This window comes from Xanthomonas sp., assembly GCF_017163755.1.
Lineage (GTDB): Bacteria > Pseudomonadota > Gammaproteobacteria > Xanthomonadales > Xanthomonadaceae > Xanthomonas_A.
The window spans coordinates 71,144-94,368 of sequence record NZ_JAFIWC010000005.1; the positions used below are offsets into that span (position 1 = coordinate 71,144).

Annotated in this window: 20 protein-coding genes and 2 tRNA genes; 21 read left to right on the plus strand and 1 reads right to left on the minus strand. The window is 67.5% G+C overall.

All coding sequences use genetic code 11. The annotated features are described in order from the left end of the window. Nucleotides 1-57: 57 nt before the first annotated feature. Nucleotides 58-903, minus strand: coding sequence for an SDR family NAD(P)-dependent oxidoreductase (locus JR065_RS04925; RefSeq protein WP_206232643.1), 846 nt, complete (start codon nucleotides 901-903; stop codon nucleotides 58-60). Between the two features lie 108 nt (nucleotides 904-1,011). On the opposite strand from JR065_RS04925, the gene tpiA reads away from it, so the two are divergent. The 21 genes from tpiA (at nucleotide 1,012) to infB (ending at nucleotide 23,128) form a co-directional block, all read left to right on the plus strand. Continuing rightward, nucleotides 1,012-1,764: a triose-phosphate isomerase gene (tpiA, locus tag JR065_RS04930; RefSeq protein ID WP_206232644.1), complete on the plus strand. Its 753-nt coding sequence runs from the start codon at nucleotides 1,012-1,014 to the stop codon at nucleotides 1,762-1,764. Nucleotides 1,765-1,830: 66 nt separating this feature from the next. Next, nucleotides 1,831-2,277 (plus strand): preprotein translocase subunit SecG, encoded by a 447-nt coding sequence (gene secG, locus JR065_RS04935; protein ID WP_206232646.1) that lies wholly within the window; start codon nucleotides 1,831-1,833, stop codon nucleotides 2,275-2,277. 48 nt (nucleotides 2,278-2,325) lie between these two features. After that, nucleotides 2,326-2,410, plus strand: a tRNA-Leu gene (locus JR065_RS04940). A 113-nt stretch (nucleotides 2,411-2,523) separates the two neighbouring features. Beyond that, complete coding sequence (locus tag JR065_RS04945) at nucleotides 2,524-2,880, plus strand: NADH-quinone oxidoreductase subunit A (RefSeq protein ID WP_206232648.1); 357 nt, start codon at nucleotides 2,524-2,526, stop codon at nucleotides 2,878-2,880. Beyond that, nucleotides 2,871-3,425 carry a NuoB/complex I 20 kDa subunit family protein gene (locus JR065_RS04950; protein WP_064539336.1) on the plus strand — a complete coding sequence of 185 codons (555 nt, stop codon included), beginning with the start codon at nucleotides 2,871-2,873 and terminating at the stop codon, nucleotides 3,423-3,425. The genes JR065_RS04945 and JR065_RS04950 overlap by 10 nt, the downstream gene beginning before the upstream one ends. 32 nt (nucleotides 3,426-3,457) lie before the next feature. Further along, a complete protein-coding gene (locus tag JR065_RS04955; protein WP_206232651.1) occupies nucleotides 3,458-4,207 on the plus strand; it encodes an NADH-quinone oxidoreductase subunit C in 750 nt (249 codons plus the stop codon). A gap of 77 nt (nucleotides 4,208-4,284) precedes the next feature. Further along, a complete protein-coding gene (locus JR065_RS04960; protein WP_241093395.1) occupies nucleotides 4,285-5,514 on the plus strand; it encodes an NADH-quinone oxidoreductase subunit D in 1,230 nt (409 codons plus the stop codon). Nucleotides 5,515-5,671: 157 nt separating this feature from the next. Beyond that, a complete protein-coding gene (gene nuoE, locus JR065_RS04965) occupies nucleotides 5,672-6,199 on the plus strand; it encodes an NADH-quinone oxidoreductase subunit NuoE (protein WP_206232654.1) in 528 nt (175 codons plus the stop codon). A gap of 8 nt (nucleotides 6,200-6,207) precedes the next feature. Continuing rightward, nucleotides 6,208-7,545 carry an NADH-quinone oxidoreductase subunit NuoF gene (gene nuoF, locus JR065_RS04970; RefSeq protein ID WP_206232656.1) on the plus strand — a complete coding sequence of 446 codons (1,338 nt, stop codon included), beginning with the start codon at nucleotides 6,208-6,210 and terminating at the stop codon, nucleotides 7,543-7,545. A gap of 166 nt (nucleotides 7,546-7,711) precedes the next feature. Beyond that, nucleotides 7,712-9,946 carry an NADH-quinone oxidoreductase subunit NuoG gene (gene nuoG, locus JR065_RS04975; RefSeq protein ID WP_206232658.1) on the plus strand — a complete coding sequence of 745 codons (2,235 nt, stop codon included), beginning with the start codon at nucleotides 7,712-7,714 and terminating at the stop codon, nucleotides 9,944-9,946. Next, a complete protein-coding gene (gene nuoH / locus JR065_RS04980) occupies nucleotides 9,943-11,034 on the plus strand; it encodes an NADH-quinone oxidoreductase subunit NuoH (RefSeq protein WP_206232659.1) in 1,092 nt (363 codons plus the stop codon). Before nuoG ends, nuoH begins: the two co-directional genes overlap by 4 nt. Before the next feature lie 3 nt (nucleotides 11,035-11,037). Then, nucleotides 11,038-11,526, plus strand: a complete 489-nt coding sequence (gene nuoI, locus JR065_RS04985; protein ID WP_206232661.1) for an NADH-quinone oxidoreductase subunit NuoI — start codon at nucleotides 11,038-11,040, stop codon at nucleotides 11,524-11,526. An 8-nt stretch (nucleotides 11,527-11,534) separates the two neighbouring features. Then, nucleotides 11,535-12,191, plus strand: a complete 657-nt coding sequence (locus JR065_RS04990; RefSeq protein WP_206232662.1) for an NADH-quinone oxidoreductase subunit J — start codon at nucleotides 11,535-11,537, stop codon at nucleotides 12,189-12,191. Beyond that, entirely contained in the window at nucleotides 12,188-12,493 is a 306-nt protein-coding gene (nuoK, locus tag JR065_RS04995; protein WP_206232664.1) for an NADH-quinone oxidoreductase subunit NuoK, read from the plus strand. Before JR065_RS04990 ends, nuoK begins: the two co-directional genes overlap by 4 nt. Before the next feature lie 7 nt (nucleotides 12,494-12,500). Next, on the plus strand, nucleotides 12,501-14,672 hold the full coding sequence (gene nuoL / locus JR065_RS05000) for an NADH-quinone oxidoreductase subunit L (protein WP_206232666.1): 2,172 nt from the start codon (nucleotides 12,501-12,503) through the stop codon (nucleotides 14,670-14,672). Nucleotides 14,673-14,692: 20 nt separating this feature from the next. Continuing rightward, entirely contained in the window at nucleotides 14,693-16,195 is a 1,503-nt protein-coding gene (locus tag JR065_RS05005) for an NADH-quinone oxidoreductase subunit M (RefSeq protein WP_206232668.1), read from the plus strand. Nucleotides 16,196-16,232: 37 nt separating this feature from the next. Beyond that, nucleotides 16,233-17,708, plus strand: coding sequence for an NADH-quinone oxidoreductase subunit NuoN (gene nuoN, locus JR065_RS05010; RefSeq protein ID WP_206232802.1), 1,476 nt, complete (start codon nucleotides 16,233-16,235; stop codon nucleotides 17,706-17,708). A 197-nt stretch (nucleotides 17,709-17,905) separates the two neighbouring features. Then, nucleotides 17,906-17,982, plus strand: a tRNA-Met gene (locus tag JR065_RS05015). Nucleotides 17,983-18,189: 207 nt separating this feature from the next. After that, nucleotides 18,190-18,837 carry a ribosome maturation factor RimP gene (rimP, locus tag JR065_RS05020; protein ID WP_206232670.1) on the plus strand — a complete coding sequence of 216 codons (648 nt, stop codon included), beginning with the start codon at nucleotides 18,190-18,192 and terminating at the stop codon, nucleotides 18,835-18,837. Continuing rightward, nucleotides 18,834-20,345 carry a transcription termination factor NusA gene (gene nusA / locus JR065_RS05025; RefSeq protein ID WP_206232672.1) on the plus strand — a complete coding sequence of 504 codons (1,512 nt, stop codon included), beginning with the start codon at nucleotides 18,834-18,836 and terminating at the stop codon, nucleotides 20,343-20,345. Before rimP ends, nusA begins: the two co-directional genes overlap by 4 nt. A gap of 92 nt (nucleotides 20,346-20,437) precedes the next feature. After that, nucleotides 20,438-23,128, plus strand: a complete 2,691-nt coding sequence (gene infB, locus JR065_RS05030; protein WP_206232673.1) for a translation initiation factor IF-2 — start codon at nucleotides 20,438-20,440, stop codon at nucleotides 23,126-23,128. Nucleotides 23,129-23,225: the final 97 nt, after the last annotated feature.

The following is a 23,225-nucleotide window of genomic DNA, read 5'->3' on the forward strand; positions in this document are numbered from 1 at the left end:
ACTCGGGACCCGGGACTCGGGACTCGGAAAAGCAAACTCTTCGCAGCCGACCTGGCTTCAGCTCGAGTGATCCTCGGGTCCCGAGTCCCGAGTCCCGAGTCCCGGCTCCACAGGCCTGATCCGCCGCGAGCCGCGCCGCATCACTGCTAGCAGCAGGGCGTTGGGCAGCAGCGCGACCAGGCCCAGTAGGGCGCGGTAGAACAGCCCCGGTACCACCCGTACCCGGCCGCGTTCGGCGCCGTCGATGCCGGCGCGGGCCACCGCGTCGGCGTGCAGCCAGGCCCAGCGCGGCAGCCTGTCCATCTGCGCGCGGGTGCCGGTGACGTCGTGGAACTCGGACCAGGTGAAGCCCGGGCACAGCGCGGTGACGTGGACGCCGCGGTCCGCGTTCTCCAGCGCCAGCGATTCGCTCAGCCGCAGCATGAAGCCCTTCGCCGCCGCGTACAGGGTCTGCCCGTCCGCGCCCGGCACCAGCGCGGCGAACGAGGCCACGTTGAGGATGCGGCCGTGGCCGCTGGCGCGGATCGACGGCAGCAGCCGCCAGGTCAGCTCACACACCGCGCCGACCATCACCTGCAGGAACGCGGCATGGGTCGCCCAGTCGCTGCCCAGGTAGCGGCCGGGCACGCCGTAGCCGGCGTTGTTGACCAGGATCCGCACCGCCAGGCCGCGGCGCTCGATCTCGGCGGCCAGCGCGGCGGGCGCGCCCGGCTCGGCCAGATCGGCGACCAGCACCTGCACCGGTACCTGCGCGCGCAGTTCGTCGGCCAGGCCGTGCAGCAGCGCCTCGCGTCGCGCGCTGAGGATCAGCGGCACCCCGCGGCGCGCGTACTCGCGCGCGATCTCGCGGCCGATGCCGCTGGAGGCGCCGGTGATCAGGGCGTAGCCGGGCGGATCGGACATGGGGCCTCGCGGTCGCTGGGGAACAGGGTGCGGCGCCGGCGGCGGCAGACCCGGCGGCGACGGCCCATCGGCTATCCTTCCGGCTCTTTACAGCCGGAGAACGCGCCGATGCGTCGCAAGATCGTAGCCGGAAACTGGAAGCTGCACGGCAGCCGCCACTTCGCCACCGGGCTGGTGCAGGAAGTAGCGTCGGGCCTGCCGGCGGGCGTGGAGGTGGTGATCCTGCCGCCGTTGCCGTACCTGGGCGACCTGATCGAGGACTTCGAGGAGCACGCGCTGCATTTCGGCGCCCAGGACGTCAGCAGCAACGAGAAGGGCGCCTATACCGGCGAGGTGTCGGCGGCGATGCTGGTGGACGTCGGCGCCCACTATGGCCTGGTCGGGCACTCGGAGCGGCGTCAGTACCACCACGAGAGCAGCGAGCTGGTCGCGCGCAAGGTCGCCGCCGCGGTGCATGCCGGGCTCAGGCCGATCCTGTGCGTGGGCGAGACCCTGGAGCAGCGCGAGGCCGGGCAGACCGAATCGGTCATCGCCGCGCAGCTGCGGCCGGTGCTGGCGACGGTGGGGGTGCAGGGCCTGGCCACCGCGGTGGTGGCCTACGAGCCGGTCTGGGCGATCGGTACCGGGCGCAACGCCACCCCGGCCCAGGCACAGGCGGTGCACGCCTTCATTCGTGGCGAAGTGGCCGCGCACGATGCTAGAATTGCTGATTCGCTGCCGATCCTGTACGGCGGCAGCGTCAAGCCCGACAACGCCGCGGAACTGTTCGCTCAGCCGGACGTCGATGGAGGGCTGGTAGGCGGCGCCTCGCTGGTCGCCGAAGACTTTCTGGCCATCGCGCGAGCGGCGGCCGCCCGTTAACCGAACGGCCGCCACGCAGGCGGTGCGCTCGCTAAATCAAGCAGTACTGTCCGGACGGATTTCGAAATGCTGATGGTCATCCTCAATGTGGTGTACGTGCTGGTCGCGATCGGAATGATCGCGCTGATCCTGATGCAGCGCGGTTCCGGCGCGGCGGCGGGTTCGGGCTTCGGCGCGGGCGCGTCGGGCACCGTGTTCGGTTCGCGCGGCGCGTCCAACTTCCTGTCCAAGTCCACCAAGTGGCTGGCGGTGGTGTTCTTCGGCATCAGCCTGTTCATGGCCTGGTACGCGGCGCACAACGCGCGTCCGACCGCCGAGGCCGGCCTGGGCGTGATGTCGCAGGCCGCCACCCCGACGCCGACCGCGCCGGCCGGCGAGATGCGGGTACCGCAGGCGCCGTCGGCGACCACGCCGGCCGCGACCGTGCCCGCCGCCGCTCCGGCGGCGACGCAGCCGGTGGAAACGCCGGACGAGGCGCAACAAAAGTCGCCGGTGCCGTCGCAGAAAGACTGAAGACGGTTACAATATGCTGCGCAGCGGGATGCCGCGCACGTAACGCAAGCCCAGGTGGCGGAATTGGTAGACGCACTACCTTGAGGTGGTAGCGACGAGAGTCGTAGGGGTTCGAGTCCCCTCTTGGGCACCATTATTGTTTGGCTGCGGTTTCCCTCACACAGGCGTCTCGCCTGGGTCCGGAAAATCGCCTATCCCATGCCCCCGCCGCGATGGCGCGCGGGCAGAGGCAAGAGAGAATCGCTAGTGCTGGCCGAATATTTGCCGACCCTGCTGTTTCTGATCGTGGCCACCGGTATCGGCATCACGCTGATGCTGGTGGGACGGTTCCTCGGTCCCCGTCGTCCCGACCTGAAGAAGCTCTCGCCTTACGAGTGCGGCTTCGAGGCATTCGAGGACGCGCGCATGAAGTTCGACGTGCGCTACTACCTGATCGCGATCCAGTTCATCGTCTTCGATCTGGAAATCATCTTCATCGTGCCGTGGACGCAGGTGTTCATGGACCTGGGCGCCCGCTCCCTGGTCACCATGGGCCTGTTCGTCGGCATGCTGTTCCTCGGTTTTATCTACGTGTGGAAGAAGGGAGCGCTGGAATGGGAGTGATTCAGACCCTGGATCGCCTGATGACCAACCCGATCCCGGAAGGGCGGGTCGACGACATCCTGCGTCCCGAAGGCGAGAACCCGCTGCTCGACAAGGGCTACGTGACCACCAGCGTCGATGCGCTGCTGAACTGGGCGCGCACCGGCTCGATGTGGCCGATGACCTTCGGCCTGGCCTGCTGCGCGGTGGAGATGATGCACGCCGGTGCCGCGCGCCTGGATCTGGACCGCTACGGCGTGGTGTTCCGCCCGTCGCCGCGCCAGTCCGACGTGATGATCGTCGCCGGCACCCTGGTCAACAAGATGGCCCCGGCGCTGCGCAAGGTCTACGACCAGATGCCCGACCCGAAGTGGGTGATCTCGATGGGCAGCTGCGCCAACGGCGGCGGCTACTACCACTATTCGTATTCGGTGGTGCGCGGCTGCGACCGCATCGTGCCGGTGGACATCTACGTCCCGGGCTGCCCGCCGACCGCCGAGGCGCTGGTCTACGGCATCCTGCAGCTGCAGAAGAAGATCTGGCGAACCCAGACCATCGCGCGCTGATTCCTCATCTTTTCGAGAGCAGCCAAGCCCCCATGGCAGAGCAAGCATCTTCCTTTAGCGATCGACTCGGCGCCCGCTTTGCCGGCGCCCAGGTGTTCGTGGCCTTTCCGCGCGGCGAAGTGACGCTGGAAGTGCCGGCCGACGCCTGGCATGCCACGTGCCTGGCGCTGCGCGACGAGTTCGGTTTCGAACAGTTGTCCGACCTGTGCGGCGTGGACTACCTCGGCTACGGCAGCGACGAGTGGGACACCGACGACGTGTCCTCGCAGGGCTTCAGCCGCGGCGTCGAAGGCAAGGGCATGGGCCGCTTCGGCTGGGGCGAATTTCCCAGCTCCGAGGCGAGCACCCGCACCCAGCCGATGCCGATACCGCTGCAGCGCTACGCGGTGGTGGCCAATCTGATTTCCTACCGGCACAACCAGCGCCTGCGCGTGCGCTGCTATGCGCCCAACGAAGACCTGCCGGTGGTGGCCTCGGTCACCGACATCTGGCCGGGCGCGAACTGGTTCGAGCGCGAGGCGTTCGACCTGTTCGGCGTGGTCTTCGCCGGCCATCCGGACCTGCGCCGCATCCTCACCGACTACGGTTTCGTCGGCCATCCGTTCCGCAAGGATTTCCCGCTGATCGGCAACGTCGAAGTGCGCTACGACGAAGAAAAGCAGCGCGTGATCTACGAGCCGGTGACCTCGGTCGAGCCGCGCGTCAGCGTGCCGCGCGTGATCCGCGACGATGCGCGCTACCAGACCGCCGCGGGCGAAGCACAGAAGGAACCCGCCAAGTGAGCACCCAGTTCCACCAGGCCCATGACGGCTTCGCCAGCGACCTGGCCGAAAGCAAGCAGGAAATCCGCAACTACACGATGAATTTCGGCCCCCAGCATCCGGCCGCGCATGGCGTGTTGCGCCTGATCCTGGAGATGGACGGCGAGACCGTGGTCCGCGCCGATCCGCACATCGGCCTGCTGCATCGCGGCACCGAGAAGCTGGCCGAATCCAAGCCGTTCAACCAGTCGATCGGCTACATGGACCGCCTGGACTACGTGTCGATGATGTGCAACGAGCACGCCTACGTGCGCGCGATCGAGACCTTGATGGGGATCGAGGCGCCGGAGCGCGCGCAGTACATCCGCACGATGTTCGACGAGATCACCCGCATCCTGAACCACCTGATGTGGGTCGGTTCCAACGGCCTGGATCTGGGCGCGATGGCGGTGATGCTGTACGCGTTCCGCGAGCGCGAAGAGCTGATGGACTGCTACGAGGCGGTCTCCGGCGCGCGCATGCATGCCACCTACTACCGTCCCGGCGGCGTGTACCGCGATCTGCCCGACCGCATGCCCAAGTACAAGGAGTCGCGCTGGCACAAGGGCGCGGCGCTGAAGCGCCTGAACGCGGCGCGCGAAGGCTCGCTGCTCGACTTCCTGGAAGACTTCACCAACACCTTCCCGAGCCGCGTCGACGAGTACGAGACGCTGCTCACCGACAACCGCATCTGGAAGCAGCGCACCGTCGGCATCGGCGTGGTCACGCCGGAGCAGGCCTACGCCTGGAGCATGACCGGGGTGATGCTGCGCGGTTCGGGCATCGAGTGGGACCTGCGCAAGAAGCAGCCCTATGCCCGGTACGACGCGGTCGATTTCGACATCCCGGTCGGCACCAACGGCGACTGCTACGACCGTTACCTGGTGCGCATGGCCGAGATGCGCGAATCCAACCGCATCATCCAGCAGTGCGTGAAGTGGCTCAAGGCCAATCCGGGCCCGGTGATGGTCGAGAACTTCAAGGTCGCGCCGCCCAAGCGCGCGGACATGAAGGACGACATGGAAGCGCTGATCCACCACTTCAAGCTGTTCAGCGAAGGCTACTGCGTCCCCGCCGGGGAGACCTACTGCGCGGTCGAAGCGCCGAAGGGCGAGTTCGGCTGCTACCTGGCGTCCGACGGTGCCAACAAGCCGTTCCGCGTGCACCTGCGCGCGCCGGGCTTCGCGCATCTGTCCTCGATGGACGCGATCGTGCGCGGCCACATGCTGGCCGACGTGGTGGCGATGATCGGTACCTACGACCTGGTGTTCGGCGAGGTGGATCGATGAAGCCGGGACTGGGGACTCGGGACTCGGGACTCGCCAACAGCGGGTGCGCGGCTTCCTTTTCGGTAAACACGGTTGTTCTTTTCCACGGTCCGGGAATTGGCGGACGCGGGCTTTTTCGAGTCCCGAGTCCCGAGTCCCGAGTCCCGGAGTTCCACGCATGAAAGCGACAGGTAATTTCGAAGCGGCGCGCGACGTCGATCCGATGGTGGTGCTGAGCGACAAGACGCGCGCCCATATCGAGCATTGGCTGGCCAAGTTCCCGCCGGACCGCAAGCGGTCGGCGGTGCTGCAGGGCCTGCACGCGGCACAGGAGCAGAACGGCGGCTGGCTGACCGACGAGCTGATCGCCGGTGTCGCCAAGTACCTGGACCTGCCGCCGGTGTGGGCCTACGAGGTCGCCAGCTTCTATTCGATGTTCGAGACCGAGAAGGTCGGCCGCCACAACGTGGCGATCTGCACCAACATCAGCTGCTGGCTCAACGGCGCCGAGGACATCGTCGCGCACGCGGAGAAGAAGCTCGGCTGCAAGCTGGGCCAGTCCACCGCGGACGGGCGCGTGTACCTCAAGCGCGAAGAAGAATGCCTGGCCGCGTGCTCGGCGGCGCCGATGATGGTCATCAACGGTCATTACCACGAGCACCTGACCTTGGAAAAGGTCGACGAGCTGCTGGACGGGCTGGAGTAATAACGGCAATGGCACATCATCCCCACGCATCCACCGGCCCGGTCGGCCCGGCGCCGCAGCCGCACCAGGTGGTCTACACCACGCTGCACTACGACACCCCGTGGTCGTACGACAGCTACCTGAAGACCGGCGGCTATGCCGCGTTGCGCAAGATCCTCGAAGAGAAGATCCCGCCGGAGCAGGTCGTAGAAATGGTCAAGCAGTCGAACCTGCGCGGCCGCGGCGGCGCCGGCTTCCCGACCGGCCTGAAGTGGAGCTTCATGCCCAAGGGCACGATGCAGAAGTACATCCTGTGCAACTCCGACGAATCCGAGCCGGGCACCTGCAAGGATCGCGACATCCTGCGCTACAACCCGCATTCGGTGGTGGAGGGCATGGCGATCGCCTGCTACGCCACCGGCAGCACGGTGGGCTACAACTACCTGCGCGGCGAGTTCCACCACGAGCCGTTCGAGCACTTCGAGCAGGCGCTGGCCGACGCCTACGCCAACGGCTGGCTGGGCAAGGACATCCTCGGCAGCGGCGTGGACATCGACATCTACGGCGCGCTGGGCGCCGGCGCCTACATCTGCGGCGAAGAGACCGCGCTGATGGAATCGCTGGAAGGCAAGAAGGGCCAGCCGCGCTACAAGCCGCCGTTCCCGGCCAATTTCGGCCTGTACGGCAAGCCGACCACGATCAACAACACCGAGACCTACGCCTCGGTGCCGGCGATCATCCGCAACGGCCCGGAATGGTTCCTCGGCCTGAGCAAGACCAAGAACGGCGGCCCGAAGATCTTCTCGGTCTCCGGCTGCGTGCAGAAGGGCGGCAACTTCGAGGTGCCGCTCGGCACCACCTTCGACGAGCTGCTGGAAATGGCCGGCGGACTGCGCCCGGGGCGCAAGCTCAAGGCCGCGGTTCCCGGCGGCGTCTCCATGCCGGTGCTCAAGGCCGACCAGCTGGCCGGCCTGCAGATGGACTACGACACCCTGCGCGCACTGGGCACCGGCCTGGGCTCGGGCGCGATCGTAGTGCTGGACGACAGCGTGTGCTGCGTGCGTTTCGCCTGCCGCATCTCGCAGTTCTTCCACAAGGAATCCTGCGGCCAGTGCACCCCGTGCCGCGAAGGCACCGGCTGGATGCACCGCGTGCTCGAGCGCATCGTCGCCGGCAAGGCGACGATGGACGACCTGCACCAGCTGCGCACCGTCGCCGGGCAGATCGAAGGCCACACCATCTGCGCGTTCGGCGAAGCGGCGGCGTGGCCGATCCAGGGCTTCCTGCGCCAGTTCTGGGACGAATTCGAGTACTACATCGTGAATGGGCGATCCATCGTCGATGCCCGGTTGGGAGTGGCGGCATGAGTGTGTTCAGCGCGGGACTCGGGACTCGGGACTCGGGACTCGAAAACTCGTTCTTGCCGCAGGCGGCGATCATCGCGGTTTATCCCATCATCAACACGGGAAGCGTGCGCACCTTTGTCGCCCGAGTCCCGAGTCCCGAGTCCCGAGTCCCGGCGGGAGCAGCCGCATGAGCGCCCAACCAGTCAATCCCAACGTCCCGCCCGACCACGTCACCGTCGAGATCGACGGCCAGAATCTGGTCGTGCCGAAGGGCTCGATGATCATCCAGGCCGCCGACCGGGCCGGTATTCCGATTCCGCGCTTCTGCTACCACGAGAAGCTGCCGATCGCGGCCAACTGCCGCATGTGCCTGGTGGACGTGGAGAAGTCGCCCAAGCCGGCGCCGGCCTGCGCCACGCCGGTGATGGACGGCATGAAGGTCACCACGCGCAGCGAGAAGGCGCTGAAGTACCAGCGCAGCGTGATGGAATTCCTGCTGATCAACCACCCGCTGGACTGCCCGATCTGCGACCAGGGCGGCGAATGCGAGCTGCAGGACGTGTCGCTGGGCTACGGCCGCTCGGTCAGCCGCTTCAACGAGCGCAAGCGCGTGGTGGCGGACGAGGACATCGGTCCGCTGGTCGCCACCGAGATGACCCGCTGCATCCAGTGCACGCGCTGCGTGCGCTTCACCGCGGACATCGCCGGCACCTACGAGCTGGGCGGCATGTACCGCGGCGAGAACCTGCAGATCGGCACCTACGACGGCAAGCCGCTGACCACCGAGCTGTCCGGCAACGTGGTCGACGTGTGCCCGGTCGGCGCGCTGACCAACAAGGTGTTCCAGTTCCGCGCCCGCCCGTGGGAGCTGGTGGCGCGCGAGTCGGTGGGCTACCACGACGCGATGGGCTCGAACCTGTTCCTGCACGTGCGCCGCGGCGAAGTGCTTCGCACCGTGCCGCGCGAGAACGATGCGGTGAACGAGTGCTGGCTGTCCGATCGCGACCGCTACTCGCACCAGGGCCTGTATGCCGAGGACCGTGCGCTGCGTCCGCTGCGCAAGGTCGACGGGCAATGGCGCGAGGTGCCGTGGGCCGAGGCGCTCGGCGCCGCCGCGGAGATCCTCAAGTCCAATGGCGGCGACGCGCTCGGCGTGCTCGCGCACCCGGCGACCTCGAACGAGGAGGGTGCGCTGCTGGCGCGCCTGGCCGGCGGGCTGGGCAGCGGCAACATCGACCACCGCGTGTACAACCGAGATTTCTCCGACGCCGCGCCGGCCGAGCCGTTCGCCCTGCCGCTGGCCGAGATCGAGCAGGCCGACGTGGTGGTGATCCTGGGCAGCAACCTGCGCCATGAGCTGCCGCTGCTGCATGCGCGCATCCGCAAGGCGCAGCTGCACAAGCGGACCCGGGTGTATTCGATCAACCCGGTCGACTTCGACTTCGCCTTCGACCAGGTCGCGCGCCACACCGTGGCCCCGTCCCGGTTCGCCGAGGCGCTGGCCGACGGCGCGCTGCGCGAAGCGGTGCAGGGCGGCGGACGTGCGGTGCTGATCGTCGGCGCGCTGGTCGAGAACCATCCGCAGGCCGCCACGCTGCGTGCGGCCGCGCGCGAGTTCGCCGCGGCCACCGGCGCGGCGCTGTGCCGCATCCCGCAGGGCGCCAACGCGCTGGGCCTGTCGCGCTACGGCGTGCTGCCGAGCGCGCGCAACGCCTCGGCGATGCTGGCCGAGCCGCGCAGCGCCTATGTGCTGTACGGCCTGGAACCGGGACTGGACTTCGCCGATGCCGCGGCGGCGCGTACCGCGCTGGCCGGCGCCAAGGTGGTGGCGTTCAGCCATTTCGCCTGCGCGTCCACCCGCGAGGTGGCCGACGTGATCCTGCCGATCGGCGCGCTGCCGGAAATCGAGGCGACGCTGACCAACCTGGGCGGCGACGACCAGACCACGCGTCCGGGCGGCAAGCTGCCCGGCGAGGCGCGCGAGGGTTGGCGCGTGCTGCGCGCGCTGGGCGGCGAACTGGGCCTGGCCGGTTTCGAGTTCACCGACCTGGCCGGGCTGCGCGCCAGCCTGCAGCCGAGCGACGTCGCCGCCGCGGCGTCGGCGCAGCCTGCGCGGCAGGACGAGGGCCTGGAACTGGCGGCGAGCCCGGCGATCTACCGCACCGATGCGGTCGTGCGCCGCGCGCAGGCGCTGCAGGCGCATCCGCTGAACCAGGCGCCGAGCCTGGCGCTGCATCCGGACGAAGCCGCGCGGCTCGGCCTGGGCGCGGGGCAGATGGTCAAGGTCGGCACCGCCGCGGGCAGCGCCACGCTGCCGCTGGTGCTGGACAAGCGGGTCGCGCCGGGCGCGGCCTGGGTTGAAACGGGCCACGGTGCGACCGCACCGCTGGGCGCTGGCCGGGTGACGGTGGTGGCGGCATGAACGAGATGTTGTTGAACGCGGTGGACCCGTTGCACCAGTGGCTGGCCGGGCTGGGCGCGATCGGCGTGATCCTGTGGATCGTGCTCAAGATCCTGGTGATCGCGGTGCCGGTGATCGTCGCGGTGGCGTTCTACGTGGTCTGGGAACGCAAGCTGATCGGCTGGATGCACGTGCGCCACGGGCCGATGTACGTGGGCATGGGCATCTTCCAGGCCTTCGCCGACGTGTTCAAGCTGCTGTTCAAGGAGATCATCCAGCCCAGCAGCGCGCACAAGGCGATGTTCGTGATCGCCCCGCTGATCACCCTGGCGCCGGCGTTCGCCGCCTGGGCGGTGGTGCCGTTCGACGCCAGGCTGGTGCTGTCCAACGCCAACGCCGGCCTGCTGTATCTGCTGGCGATGACTTCGCTGGGCGTGTACGGCATCATCCTGGCCGGCTGGGCGTCCAACTCCAAGTACGCGTTCCTGGGCGCGATGCGCTCGGCCGCGCAGGTGGTCAGCTACGAGATCGCGATGGGCTTCGCGCTGGTCGGGGTGATGATCGCCGCCGGCAGCCTGAACCTGAGCAGCATCGTGATGGCCCAGGCCGGCAGCTCCGGTTTCTTGGACTGGTTCCTGGTCCCGCTGTTCCCGTTGTTCATCGTGTACTGGGTGTCCGGCGTGGCCGAGACCAATCGCGCGCCGTTCGACGTGGTGGAAGGCGAATCGGAAATCGTCGCCGGGCACATGGTCGAGTATTCGGGCGGCGCGTTCGCGCTGTTCTTCCTGGCCGAATACGCCAACATGATCCTGGTCAGCTTCCTGGTCTCGATCTTCTTCCTCGGCGGCTGGCTGAGCCCGATCCAGGGCTGGGTCACGGCGGACATCTCGCCGTGGGTCAACTGGATCTGGACCGGCGGCTGGCCGTGGCTGCTGATGAAGGTGCTGTTCTTCGCCAGCGCCTACATCTGGTTCCGCGCCAGCTTCCCGCGCTACCGCTACGACCAGATCATGCGCCTGGGCTGGAAGGTGTTCATTCCGCTGACGATCGTGTGGATCGCGGTGACTGCGTTGATGGTGTTCTACGGCGTGATCCAGAAGGGCGTGTAAGCGATGAATAAAGTCACCCATTACTTCAAGAGCCTGCTGCTGCTCGAGCTGCTCGGCGGCCTGTGGCTGACCCTGAAGTACACGTTCCGTCCCAAGTACACCGTGATGTACCCGATGGAGAAGTTCCCGCAGTCGCCGCGCTTCCGCGGCCTGCACGCGCTGCGCCGCTATCCCAACGGCGAGGAGCGCTGCATCGCCTGCAAGCTGTGCGAAGCGGTGTGCCCGGCGCTGGCGATCACCATCGACTCGACCAAGCGCGAGGACGGCACCCGCCGCACCACGCGCTACGACATCGACCTGTTCAAGTGCATCTACTGCGGTTTCTGCGAGGAAAGCTGCCCGGTGGATTCGATCGTGGAGACCCACGTGCTGGAGTACCACTTCGAAAAACGCGGCGAGAACATCGTCACCAAGCCGCAGCTGCTGGCGATCGGCGACCGGCTCGAGGCCGAGATCGCCGAGCGCCGCAGCGCCGACGCCGCCTTCCGCTGAGGTCCGAGATGGATTGGGTAAATATCGCTTTCTGGATTTTCGCCACCATCGCCGCGGTCTCCGCCGGCGCGGTGATCAGCGTGCGCAACCCGGTGTACGCCGTGCTGTGCCTGATCCTGACCTTCTTCTCGATCGCCTGCGTGTGGCTGCTGGTGGGCGCCGAGTTCCTCGGCGTGACCCTGGTGCTGGTCTACGTCGGCGCGGTGATGGTGCTGTTCCTGTTCGTGGTGATGATGCTCGACATCGACACCTCGCGGCTGCGCGAGGGTTGGGTGCGCTACCTGCCGGTGGGGCTGGTGGTCGCGGTGGCGATGCTGGTGCAGATGGTCACCCTGATCGGGGTCAAGGCCCGCACCGCCACGCCGCTGCCGGCCGACAACGCCGCCGCGCTGGCCGCCGACACCTCCAACATCACCTGGCTGGCCAAGACCCTGTTCACCGAGTTCCTGCTGCCGTTCGAGTTCGCCGCAGTGATCCTGACCGTGGCGGTGGTGGCCGCGGTGATGCTGACGCTGCGCAAGCGCACCGGCATCAAGACCCAGAACCCGGGCGAGCAGTCGCGGGTCAAGGCCGGCGACCGCCTGCGCATCGTCAAGATGGACGCCGAGCAGCCCACGATCCACACCCAGACCCAGGCGCCGACCTCGCAGGAGGGCCAGCCATGATCACCCTAGGCCACCTGCTGGCGCTCGGCGCGGTGCTGTTCTGCGTCAGCCTCGCCGGGATCTTCCTCAACCGCAAGAACGTCATCGTGCTGCTGATGTCGATCGAGCTGATGCTGCTGTCGGTGAACATCAACTTCGTCGCCTTCTCGCGCGAGCTCGGCGATCCGGCCGGCCAGCTGTTCGTGTTCTTCATCCTGACCGTGGCCGCGGCCGAGGCCGCCATCGGCCTCGCGATCCTGGTGACGCTGTTCCGTACCCGCCACACGATCAACGTGGCCGAAGTCGATTCGCTGAAGGGCTGACCCGCAGATGGAAATCACTCTCTCCAAGGGTCTGCTGATCGCGGTGGTGCTCGCACCACTGGTCGGCAGCATCATCGCCGGCCTGTTCGGCCGCCAGGTCGGGCGCGTGGGCGCGCAGCTGGCCACCATCCTCGGCGTCGCGGTCAGCTGCGCGCTGTCGTGCTGGGTCTTGTACCAGCTGGTCGGGCAGGGCGCGGCGCCGTTCAACCAGAACCTGTACACCTTCTTCGAGGTCGGCCAGTACTCGGCCCACGTCGGCTTCATGGTCGACCGGCTGACCGCGATGATGATGGTGGTGGTGACCTTCGTGTCGCTGCTGGTGCACGTGTACACCATCGGCTACATGGCCGACGACCCGGGCTACCAGCGCTTCTTCAGCTACATCTCGCTGTTCACCTTCTCGATGCTGAGCCTGGTGATGAGCAACAACTTCCTGCAGCTGTTCTTCGGCTGGGAAGCGGTGGGCCTGGTGTCGTACCTGCTGATCGGGTTCTGGTTCAAGCGCCCGACCGCGGTGTTCGCCAACATGAAGGCGTTCCTGGTCAACCGCGTCGGCGACTTCGGCTTCCTGCTCGGCATCGCGCTGGTGCTGTACGTGTTCGGCAGCCTGGACTACTCGCTGGTGTTCGCCAACGCCACCGGCATGGTCGGCGGCAGCATCACCGTGTGGACCGGCACCATCACCATCCCGGTGATCGACTACGCGATCCACCTGAGCCAGCCGTGGGTCTGGTCGGTGCCGACGATGATCTGCATCTGCCTGTTCATCGGCGCGATGGGCAAGTCGGCGCAGGTACCGCTGCACGTGTGGCTGCCCGACTCGATGGAGGGCCCGACCCCGATCTCGGCGCTGATCCACGCCGCCACGATGGTCACCGCCGGCATCTTCATGGTCGCGCGCATGTCGCCGCTGTTCGAGCTGTCCGAGACGGCGCTGAACTTCGTGCTGTTCATCGGCGCCACCACCGCGTTCTTCACCGGCCTGATCGGCATCGTGCAGAACGACATCAAGCGCGTGGTCGCGTACTCGACCCTGTCGCAGCTGGGCTACATGACCGTCGCGCTCGGCGTGTCGGCGTACTCGGCGGCGGTGTTCCACCTGATGACCCACGCCTTCTTCAAGGCGCTGCTGTTCCTGGCCGCCGGTTCGGTGATCATCGGCATGCACCACGAGCAGGACATGCGCAAGATGGGCGGCCTGCGCAAGTACATGCCGGTCACCTACTGGACCAGCGTGATCGGCACCCTGGCGCTGGTCGGCACGCCGTTCTTCTCCGGCTTCTATTCCAAGGACAGCATCATCGAGGCGGCCGCGCACCACGCGCACGCCTCGCACAGCTGGATCGCCACCTACGGCTACTGGGCGGTGCTCGGCGGCGTGCTGGTCACCAGCTTCTACAGCTTCCGCCTGCTGTTCCTGACCTTCCACGGCAAGGAGCGCTTCCGCGACGCCCACGCCCACGACGCCCATTCGCACCACGACAGCGCGCATACCGACGCCGAAGCGCAGGTGCATGCGCACGACGACCACCACGGCCACGGCGCGCACGAGCCGCACGAGTCGCCGTGGGTGGTCACCGTGCCGCTGGTGCTGCTGGCGATCCCGTCGATCGCGATCGGCTTCTTCACCATCGGCCCGATGCTGTTCGGCACCGACTGGGCCGGCCACCACGCCGCCACCGCGATCAAGGGCCAGGCGCTGACCTTCTTCACCGGCATCGTGGACTTCTACGACCCGGCGCGCGACACCGTCGCCGCGCTGGCCGAGGAGTTCCACGGCCCGGTCGCCTTCGCGCTGCACGGCCTGACCGCCGCGCCGTTCTGGCTGACCGTGGGTGGCTTCGCCCTGGCCTGGGTCCTGTACCTGTGGAAGCCCGAGCTGGCGGCAAAGGCGCGCAGGACGTTCGCGTGGCCGGTGTCCATCCTCGAGAACAAGTACGGTTTCGACAAGCTCTGGATCGACGGCTTCGCCGGCGGCGGCGTCGGCCTGGGCAAGGTGTCGCGTGCGCTGGACACGCATGTCGTGGACGGCGTCATGGTCAACGGCACCGCGCGCGTGATCGACCTGGCGGCCAACCTGCTGCGTCGCACGCAATCCGGTTTCCTCTATCACTACGCCTTCGCGATGATCATCGGTCTCATTGCCCTGTTGGGCGTGCTGATGCATTTCTGGCGTTGACCTGTACGGAATAAGAAGACGTGTCGAACTGGCCTCTACTAAGTATCCTGATCTGGCTGCCGATCGTCGGCGGCGCGCTGATCCTCGCGCTGCGCGACGCACGGGCGGCGCGCTGGGCGTCGCTGCTGGTCGCGTTGCTGACCTTCGTGCTCAGCGTGCCGCTGCTCACCGGCTTCGACTACGCCAGCGACGCGCTGCAGTTCGTCGAGACCCATGCGTGGATCCCGGCCTACGACATCGGCTACAACCTCGGCGTGGACGGCATCGCGATCGCGCTGATCGTGTTGACCACGCTGGTCACGGTGCTGGCGCTGATCGGGGCCTGGAGCTCGATCGAAAAACGCGTCAACCAGTACGTGGCCGCGTTCCTGATCCTGGAAGGCGTCACCGTCGGCATCTTCGCCGCCACCGACGCGATGCTGTTCTACGTGTTCTTCGAGGCGATGCTGATCCCGATGTTCCTGATCATCGGCATCTGGGGCGGCCCGCGCCGCATCTACGCCGCGGTCAAGTTCTTCCTGTACACCTTCCTCGGCTCGGTGCTGATGCTGGTCGGGCTGATCTACCTGTACCTGAAGGGCGGCAGCTTCCAGCTCGCCGACCTGTACCAGCTGTCGCTGACCGCCAAGGAGCAGACCTGGCTGTTCTTCGCGTTCCTGATCGCGTTCGCGGTCAAGGTGCCGATGTTCCCGGTGCACACCTGGCTGCCCGACGCGCACGTGGAGGCGCCGACCGCCGGTTCGGTGATCCTGGCGGCGATCGCGCTGAAGATCGGCGGCTACGGCTTCCTGCGCTTCAACCTGCCGATCCTGCCGGACGCCAGCAACCAGCTGGCCTGGCTGGTGATCGCGCTGTCGCTGATCGCGGTGGTCTACGTCGGCCTGGTGGCGCTGGTGCAGGACGACATGAAGAAGCTGATCGCCTATTCGTCGGTCGCGCACATGGGCTTCGTCACCCTGGGCGCCTTCGTCGCCTTCGCCCTGGTCGGTTCCGGCAGCGGCGACGCCGCGCGGCTGGCGCTGCAGGGTTCGATGGTGCAGATGATCTCGCACGGCTTCGTGTCCGGCGCGATGTTCTCCTGCGTCGGCGTGCTGTACGACCGCATGCACACCCGCCGCATCGCCGACTACGGCGGCGTGGCCAACGTGATGCCGTGGTTCGCCGCGTTCGCGATGCTGTTCTTCATGGCCAACGCCGGCCTGCCCGGCACCAGCGGCTTCGTCGGCGAGTTCATGGTGATCCTGGCCAGCTTCCAGTCGCATCCGCTGCAGGCCTTCGCCGCGGCGACCACGCTGGTGATCGGCGCCGCGTACACCCTGTGGCTGTACAAGCGCGTGTTCTTCGGCGAAGTGGCCAACGCGCATGTCGCCGAACTGAAGGACATCAACGGCCGCGAGGCGCTGGTGCTGGGCGTGTTCGCGGTAGGCGTGCTGGCCCTGGGCCTGTACCCGAAACCGCTGACCGACCTGATGGAACCCTCGATCGCAAAGCTGGCGGCGCAGATCGCCACCAGCAAGCTGTAATCGGGCCGTCGAGCGTATTGATTCCAGAGATTTGATGATGACCACCCCTGCGCTGCTGCCCCTGACCGCCGTCGACCTGCCGCCCCTGCTTCCCGAGCTGGTGCTGACCGCAGGCGCCTTCGCCCTGTTGATGCTCGATCTGTTCGTCAGCGAGCGCAACAAGGTGTGGACCCACATCGTCTCGGTGGCGATCCTGGTCGCGGTGTTCGCGATGCTGCTCGCCGGCGTGGGCGGGCAGGGCGAGGTGTTCAACGGCATGTTCGTGCGCGACGCCGCCGCCGACGTGATGAAGACGGTGATCGTCGGCCTCAGCGCGTTGACCCTGATCTACGGCTGGAGCTACCTGCGCGAACGCAAGCTGTACCAGGGCGAGATCCCGGTGCTGGTGCTGTTCGCCACCGTCGGCATGATGATCCTGGTCTCGGCCGGCAGCCTGCTGATGGTCTACCTGGGCCTGGAGCTGCTGGCGCTGTGCTCCTACGCGCTGGTCGCCTCCAACCGCGACAACGGCCTGGCCACCGAGGCGGCGATGAAGTACATCGTGCTCGGCTCGCTGGCCTCGGGCCTGCTGCTGTACGGCATGTCGCTGATCTACGGCGCCACCGGCACGCTGAGCCTGAGCGGCATCCACGAGGCGATCGGCTCCAGCCAGGAACGCACGCTGCTGCTGACCGGCACCATCTTCATGATCGCCGGCGTGGCGTTCAAGCTGGGCGCGGCGCCGTTCCACATGTGGCTGCCCGACGTGTACCAGGGCGCGCCGGCGCCGATCGCGCTGTTCATCAGTTCGGCGTCGAAACTAGCCGCCTTCGGCATGGCCTACCGGCTGCTGGAGATCGGCGTCGGTCCGCTGGCCGAGCAGTGGCATTGGGTGATCGGCGGGCTGGCCGCGTTGTCGCTGGTGATCGGCAACCTGATGGCGGTGGCGCAGAGCAACCTCAAGCGCATGCTGGCGTACTCGACCGTCTCGCACATCGGCTTCCTGCTGCTGGGCGTGGCCGGCGGCGGCGAGCGCGGCTACGCGGCGGCGCTGTTCTATGCGATCTGCTACGCGGTGATGTCCACCGCCTCGTTCGGCGCGATCATCGCGATGTCGCGCAAGGGCTTCGAGGCCGAGCACATCGACGACTTCAAGGGCCTGAACGCGCGCAATCCGTGGATGGCGCTGTTGGTGCTGTGCATCATGGCCTCGCTGGCCGGCGTGCCGCCGTTCCTGGGCTTCTGGGCCAAGCTGGCGGTGCTCGGCGCGGTGGTCGCGGTGCCGACCGACAACGTATGGTGGACCGGCCTGGCGATCCTGTCGGTGCTGTGCGCGGTGATCGGCGCGTTCTACTACCTGCGCGTGATCAAGGTGATGTACTTCGACGAGCCGGTCGGCGAGCCGTTGCCGGCCAACGACGATCGCGTGCTCGGCGTGGTGCTGGGCGTCAACTCGATCGGCTTGCTGGCGCTGGGCCTGGCCTGGAGCCCGCTGATGGCATGGTGCCAGCGCGCGTTCGCGCACCTGGCCTGACACGCTCGCGCACGGTTTCCCGCAACGCCGCCCGGCAGCGCGGCGTTGCCGTTTCGAATCGATCGCCCCTATCGGTATTCCGCAAACCCTCGCTTGCGGTTATCATGTCGCTCGAAGACCGGTGGCCTCGCCACCGGGTCGGATGAAAAATCAGGGCTTGCAATAATCGCACTGGTTCTTCATAATTCCGCTTCTGCTGCGGGGTGGAGCAGTCTGGCAGCTCGTCGGGCTCATAACCCGAAGGTCGCAGGTTCAAATCCTGCCCCCGCTACCACATTTGTCTACAGCGGCAACCAGTTCAGCGGTTGCCTGCGGTAGGGAAATTTGGGCTTCGCGAAGACGCATGTTCCCGTCTTTGCAACCGGAATCCAGCTTTACCGGAGTCGTACCGGACAAGGGGCCCAACGGGCCCTTTGTCGTTTCCGGGGTCCGGGAAACCGCAGAACGGATTTCTTCATTTCATTCAAATGCAAGGCAGGCTGTGAGCGACAAGGCAAACGAAATCGCGAATCTGCTGGGCCCGACCGTGGACGCGTTGGGGCTGGAACTGCTGGGGGCGGAGTATCTGCCGGCCTCGGGCGGCGCCACCTTGCGCCTGTACATCGACGTGCCGCTGGCCGAACAGCCCGAGCGCATCGTCAACATCGACGACTGCGAGCGGGTCAGCCGCGAGGTGTCGGCGCAGCTGGACGTGGAGGACCCGATCAGCGGCAACTACACGCTGGAAGTGTCCTCGCCCGGCGTGGACCGCCCGCTGTTCACCGCGGCCCAGTTCGCCCGCCACCAGGGCGAGTCGGCCAAGGTGGTGCTGAAGTTGCCGCAGCAGGGCCGTCGGCGGCTGCAGGGCCGTATCCTGCGGGTCGAGGACGCCGAAGGCCGCATCTTTTTCGAGGTCGACGGCGCCGAACTGGCAGTGGAGTTCGACAACATCGACAAGGCGCGGATCCTGCCCGACTGGGCGGCCCTGGGCCTGGCCCCGACCAAGCCGGGCAAGAGTCCCAAGCAGTCGGGCATCACCCCCAAGTCGCCGGCCAAGCGCCCCAAGCCGGCCGGCAAGACCGCAAAATCCAATAAGAAACCATCCAACGAACCGGCGGCCGGCAAGGCTGCGCGCGGAGTGAAAGAATGAGCAAGGAACTGTTGCTGGTAGTCGACGCGGTGGCCAACGAGAAGGGCGTGCCGCGCGAAGTGATCTTCGATGCGATCGAGGCCGCGCTGGCGTCGGCGGCGAAGAAGCGCTACCCCGATCAGGACGTGCTGACGCGCGTCACCATCGACCACAAGGACGGCAACTACGAAACCTACCGCCGCTGGGAAGTGGTGGCCGACGACGTGGTGATGGAATCGCCGGACCGGCAGATCCGCCTGATGGACGCGATCGACGAAGCCGAAGGCGTGGACGTCGGCGACTACATCGAAGAGCAGATCGAGAATCCGGACTTCGGCCGCATCGCCGCGCAAGCCGCCAAGCAGGTGATCGTGCAGCGTGTGCGCGAGGCCGAGCGCCAGCAGGTGGTGGACGCGTGGAAGGACCGGGTCGGCGAACTGATCACCGGCGTGGTCAAGCGCGCCGAGCGCGGCAACATCTACGTCGACCTGGGCGGCAACGCCGAAGCCTTCATCCCCAAGGACAAGGGCATCCCGCGCGACGTGCTGCGCGCCGGCGACCGCGTCCGCGGCTACCTGGCCGAGGTGCGTTCGGAGCCGCGCGGTCCGCAGCTGTTCATCAGCCGCGCCGCGCCGGAATTCATGATCGAGCTGTTCAAGCTGGAAGTGCCGGAAGTGGGCCAGGGCCTGGTCGAGATCAAGGCCTGCGCGCGCGATCCCGGCGACCGCGCCAAGATCGCGGTGCTGGCGCACGACACCCGCACCGATCCGATCGGCGCGTGCATCGGCATGCGCGGCTCGCGCGTGCAGGCGGTGTCCAACGAGCTCAACGGCGAGCGCGTGGACATCGTGCTGTGGAACGACAACCCGGCCAACTTCGTCATCAACGCGATGGCCCCGGCCGAGGTGCAGTCGATCATCGTCGACGAAGAGAAGCATTCGATGGACCTGGCGGTGGCCGAGGACCGGCTGGCGCAGGCGATCGGCAAGGGCGGCCAGAACGTGCGCCTGGCCAGCCGCCTGACCGGCTGGCAGCTCAACGTGATGACCGCCGACCAGGTGGCCGCCAAGTCCGAGGCCGAGCAGGGCGTGGCCCGCCAGCTGTTCATGGACAAGCTGGAAGTGGACGAGGAAATCGCCACCATCCTGGTGTCCGAGGGCTTCAACACGGTCGAGGAGATCGCCTACGTGCCGGTCGGCGAGCTGCTGGCGGTGGAAGGCTTCGACGAGGACATCGTGGAAGAGCTGCGCGCCCGCGCCCGCGACGCGCTGCTCAACGAGGCGCTGGCCGCCGAGGAGGGCGCCGACGACAGCGTGCCCGCCGCGGACCTGCTGGCGCTGGAAGGCATGGACGAAGCCACCGCGTACGCGCTGGCCAGCCATGGCGTGCGTACCAGCGAGGACCTGTCGGATCTGGCCGCCGACGAAATCCTCGAGTTCGGCATCGAGGACATGGATCAGGAGCGCGCCGCTGCGCTCATCCTGGCCGCCCGTGCCGAGGAGATCGCCCGCTTGGAGCGCGGCGAATGAGTCAGCGATGAATGCCGCCCTGAACCGATCAGGGCTTAGAATCCGCGCTACCTTCGCACGCGAGGGGGCGCCAACCAGATCATAGGATCCGAATGTCGCAGCAAACCACCATCCGCAAGCTGGCCGAACTGGTGAACACGCCGGTCGATAAACTGCTGGTTCAACTGGCCGAGGCCGGGATGAAGTTCAGCGGTCCCGACCAGGTCGTGACCAGCACCGAAAAGATGAAGCTGCTCGGCTTCCTGCGCCGTACCCACGGCAAGACCGAGAAGCCGGCCGAGGAAGCGCAGGCCGCGCCGAAGAAGATCACCCTGAACCGGCGCAAGCTGCAGGAAGTGACGGTCAGCGCCGGGCGCAGCAAGACCACGGTCAACGTCGAGGTCCGGCAGAAGCGCACCTACGTCAAGACGGCCGAGGACCTCGCCGCCGAGCGCGGCGGTGCGTCGTCGGGCGGGCGGGTGGATGACGAGCGCGCCGAGATCCTGCGCAAGCTGGAGGAATCCAAGCAGCGCAATCTGGCCGAACAGCAGAAGCTCGCCGAGCAGGACCGCGCGCGCGCCGAGGAAATCGAGCGCAAGCGCAAGGCCGAGCAGGACGCGCGCGACCGCGCCGAAGCCGAACGCCAGGCCGCCCAGGCCGTGGTCGCGACCGAAACGGCAGCGCCCGCCACGGCAGCGCCTGCGTCCGCCGGGGCCGCCGCGCCGTCCGGCGCCGCCGCGCCGCGCCCGGCACGCCCAGCTGCCGCGCCGCATCACGCGCCCAAGCCGGCCGCGCCGCGCAGCGACGACCGCAACGCCGGCAACAAGCACAAGACCCGCGGCTCGCACGTGATGGTCGCCGGGGTCGAGGACGACGACAGCACCAGCCGCTTCGCCGGCCAGCTGCACCTGTCCGCGGCCGATCGCGCGCGCCGTTCCAACGTGCGCGGCAAGCCGCGCGGCGGCAACAGCGGCGGCCGCCGCCAGGCCGAGCCTGCGCGCAGCGGCGGCGGCTCGCACGGCTTCGAACGCCCGACCGCGCCGGTGGTGCGCGAAGTGGCGATCGGCGACACGATCACCGTGGCCGACCTGGCGCAGAAGCTCGCGCTGAAGGGCGGCGACGTGGTCAAGGCGCTGTTCAAGATGGGCGTGATGGCCACCATCACCCAGTCCATCGACCACGACACCGCGGCGCTGATCACCGAGGAGCTGGGCCACAAGCCGGTTCGCGCGGGCAGCGCCGACGCCGAGGACGCGCTGCTGGCGCACACCGAGGACATGCAGGGCGAAAGGCGCCCGCGTCCGCCGGTGGTCACCATCATGGGCCACGTCGACCACGGCAAGACCTCGCTGCTGGACTACATCCGCCGCACCAAGGTCGCCTCCGGCGAAGCCGGCGGCATCACCCAGCACATCGGCGCCTACCACGTCGAGACCGACCGTGGCGTCATCAGCTTCCTGGACACCCCGGGCCATGCGGCCTTCACCTCGATGCGCGCGCGCGGCGCCAAGCTGACCGACATCGTGGTGCTGGTGGTGGCGGCCGACGACGGCGTGATGCCGCAGACGATCGAGGCGGTCAAGCACGCCAAGGCGGCCGGCGTGCCGCTGATCGTGGCGGTCAACAAGGTCGACAAGTCCGGCGCCGATCCGCTGCGGGTCAAGAACGAGCTGCTCTCGCAGGACGTGGTCGCCGAGGAATTCGGCGGCGACACCCAGTTCGTCGAGGTCTCGGCCAAGACCGGCCAGGGCATCGACACGCTGCTGGACGCGATCTCGCTGCAGGCCGAAGTGCTGGAGCTGAAGGCGGTGTTCGATGGCCGCGCCAGCGGCGTGGTGATCGAATCCTCGCTGGACAAGGGCCGCGGCCCGGTGGCCACGGTGCTGGTGCAGCAGGGCAGCCTGAAGAAGGGCGACTACCTGGTGTGCGGCGTGCAGTACGGCCGCGTGCGCGCACTGTTCGACGAGACCGGCGGCCAGCCGGCCGAGGCGGGTCCGTCGATCCCGGTGCAGGTGCTCGGCCTGTCCGGCGTGCCGGATGCCGGCGACGACTTCGTCGTGGTCGACGACGAGCGCCTGGCCAAGGACGTGGCGCAGCAGCGCGAGACCAAGCGCCGCGAATCGCGCCTGGTGTCCTCGGCGGGCAGCCGCATGGAAGACATCATGTCTCAGCTTGGCAAGGGCGAGGGCCAGCTGTCGCTGAACCTGGTGATCAAGGCCGACGTGCAGGGTTCGGTGGAAGCGCTGAAGCAGTCGTTGGTGGCGCTGTCCAACGAGCAGATCCGCATCAACGTGATCCACTCCGGCGTGGGCGGCATCACCGAGTCCGATGCGAACTCGGCGCTGGCCTCCAAGGCCACGGTGATCGGCTTCAACGTGCGTGCGGACGCCTCGGCGCGTCGCATCATCGAGACCAACGGCATCGACCTGCGCTACTTCTCGATCATCTATGACGTGATCGACCAGGTGAAGCAGGTGGCGTCCGGTCTGCTCGGCGTGGAGATCCGCGAAGAGATCATCGGTACCGCCCAGGTGCGCGACGTGTTCCGCAGCTCCAAGTTCGGCGCCGTGGCCGGCTGCATGGTCGTGGAGGGCGTGGTCAAGCGCAACAAGCCGATCCGCGTGCTGCGCGACAACACCGTGGTGTTCGAAGGCGAGCTGGAATCGCTGCGTCGCTTCAAGGAGAACGTCGACGAGGTGCGCAACGGCACCGAGTGCGGCATCGGCGTGAAGGCGTACAACGACGTCAAGCCGGGCGACCAGATCGAGTGCTTCGAGCGCATCGAAGTGCAGCGCACGCTGTGATGTAGCCGGGACTCGGGTTCCGGGACGCGGGACTCGGAAAAGCAAAGCGACAGCTCTTGCTTTCCGAGTCCCGAGTCCCGAGTCCCGAGTCCCGCAT

What these genes read in the sequence shown, in the direction of transcription:
- nuoI (WP_206232661.1), top strand. Translation starts at nt 11,038, where the DNA reads ATGAATAAAGTCACCCATTACTTCAAGAGCCTGCTGCTGCTCGAGCTG.
- JR065_RS04950 (WP_064539336.1), top strand. Translation starts at nt 2,871, where the DNA reads ATGGGAGTGATTCAGACCCTGGATCGCCTGATGACCAACCCGATCCCG.
- nuoK (WP_206232664.1), top strand. Translation starts at nt 12,188, where the DNA reads ATGATCACCCTAGGCCACCTGCTGGCGCTCGGCGCGGTGCTGTTCTGC.
- JR065_RS04960 (WP_241093395.1), top strand. Translation starts at nt 4,285, where the DNA reads ATGAATTTCGGCCCCCAGCATCCGGCCGCGCATGGCGTGTTGCGCCTG.
- infB (WP_206232673.1), top strand. Translation starts at nt 20,438, where the DNA reads ATGTCGCAGCAAACCACCATCCGCAAGCTGGCCGAACTGGTGAACACG.
- JR065_RS04990 (WP_206232662.1), top strand. Translation starts at nt 11,535, where the DNA reads ATGGATTGGGTAAATATCGCTTTCTGGATTTTCGCCACCATCGCCGCG.
- JR065_RS04925 (WP_206232643.1), bottom strand. Translation starts at nt 903, where the DNA reads ATGTCCGATCCGCCCGGCTACGCCCTGATCACCGGCGCCTCCAGCGGC.
- secG (WP_206232646.1), top strand. Translation starts at nt 1,831, where the DNA reads ATGCTGATGGTCATCCTCAATGTGGTGTACGTGCTGGTCGCGATCGGA.
- tpiA (WP_206232644.1), top strand. Translation starts at nt 1,012, where the DNA reads ATGCGTCGCAAGATCGTAGCCGGAAACTGGAAGCTGCACGGCAGCCGC.
- nuoN (WP_206232802.1), top strand. Translation starts at nt 16,233, where the DNA reads ATGACCACCCCTGCGCTGCTGCCCCTGACCGCCGTCGACCTGCCGCCC.
- nuoE (WP_206232654.1), top strand. Translation starts at nt 5,672, where the DNA reads ATGAAAGCGACAGGTAATTTCGAAGCGGCGCGCGACGTCGATCCGATG.
- nuoH (WP_206232659.1), top strand. Translation starts at nt 9,943, where the DNA reads ATGAACGAGATGTTGTTGAACGCGGTGGACCCGTTGCACCAGTGGCTG.
- JR065_RS04955 (WP_206232651.1), top strand. Translation starts at nt 3,458, where the DNA reads ATGGCAGAGCAAGCATCTTCCTTTAGCGATCGACTCGGCGCCCGCTTT.
- nusA (WP_206232672.1), top strand. Translation starts at nt 18,834, where the DNA reads ATGAGCAAGGAACTGTTGCTGGTAGTCGACGCGGTGGCCAACGAGAAG.
- nuoG (WP_206232658.1), top strand. Translation starts at nt 7,712, where the DNA reads ATGAGCGCCCAACCAGTCAATCCCAACGTCCCGCCCGACCACGTCACC.
- nuoF (WP_206232656.1), top strand. Translation starts at nt 6,208, where the DNA reads ATGGCACATCATCCCCACGCATCCACCGGCCCGGTCGGCCCGGCGCCG.
- nuoL (WP_206232666.1), top strand. Translation starts at nt 12,501, where the DNA reads ATGGAAATCACTCTCTCCAAGGGTCTGCTGATCGCGGTGGTGCTCGCA.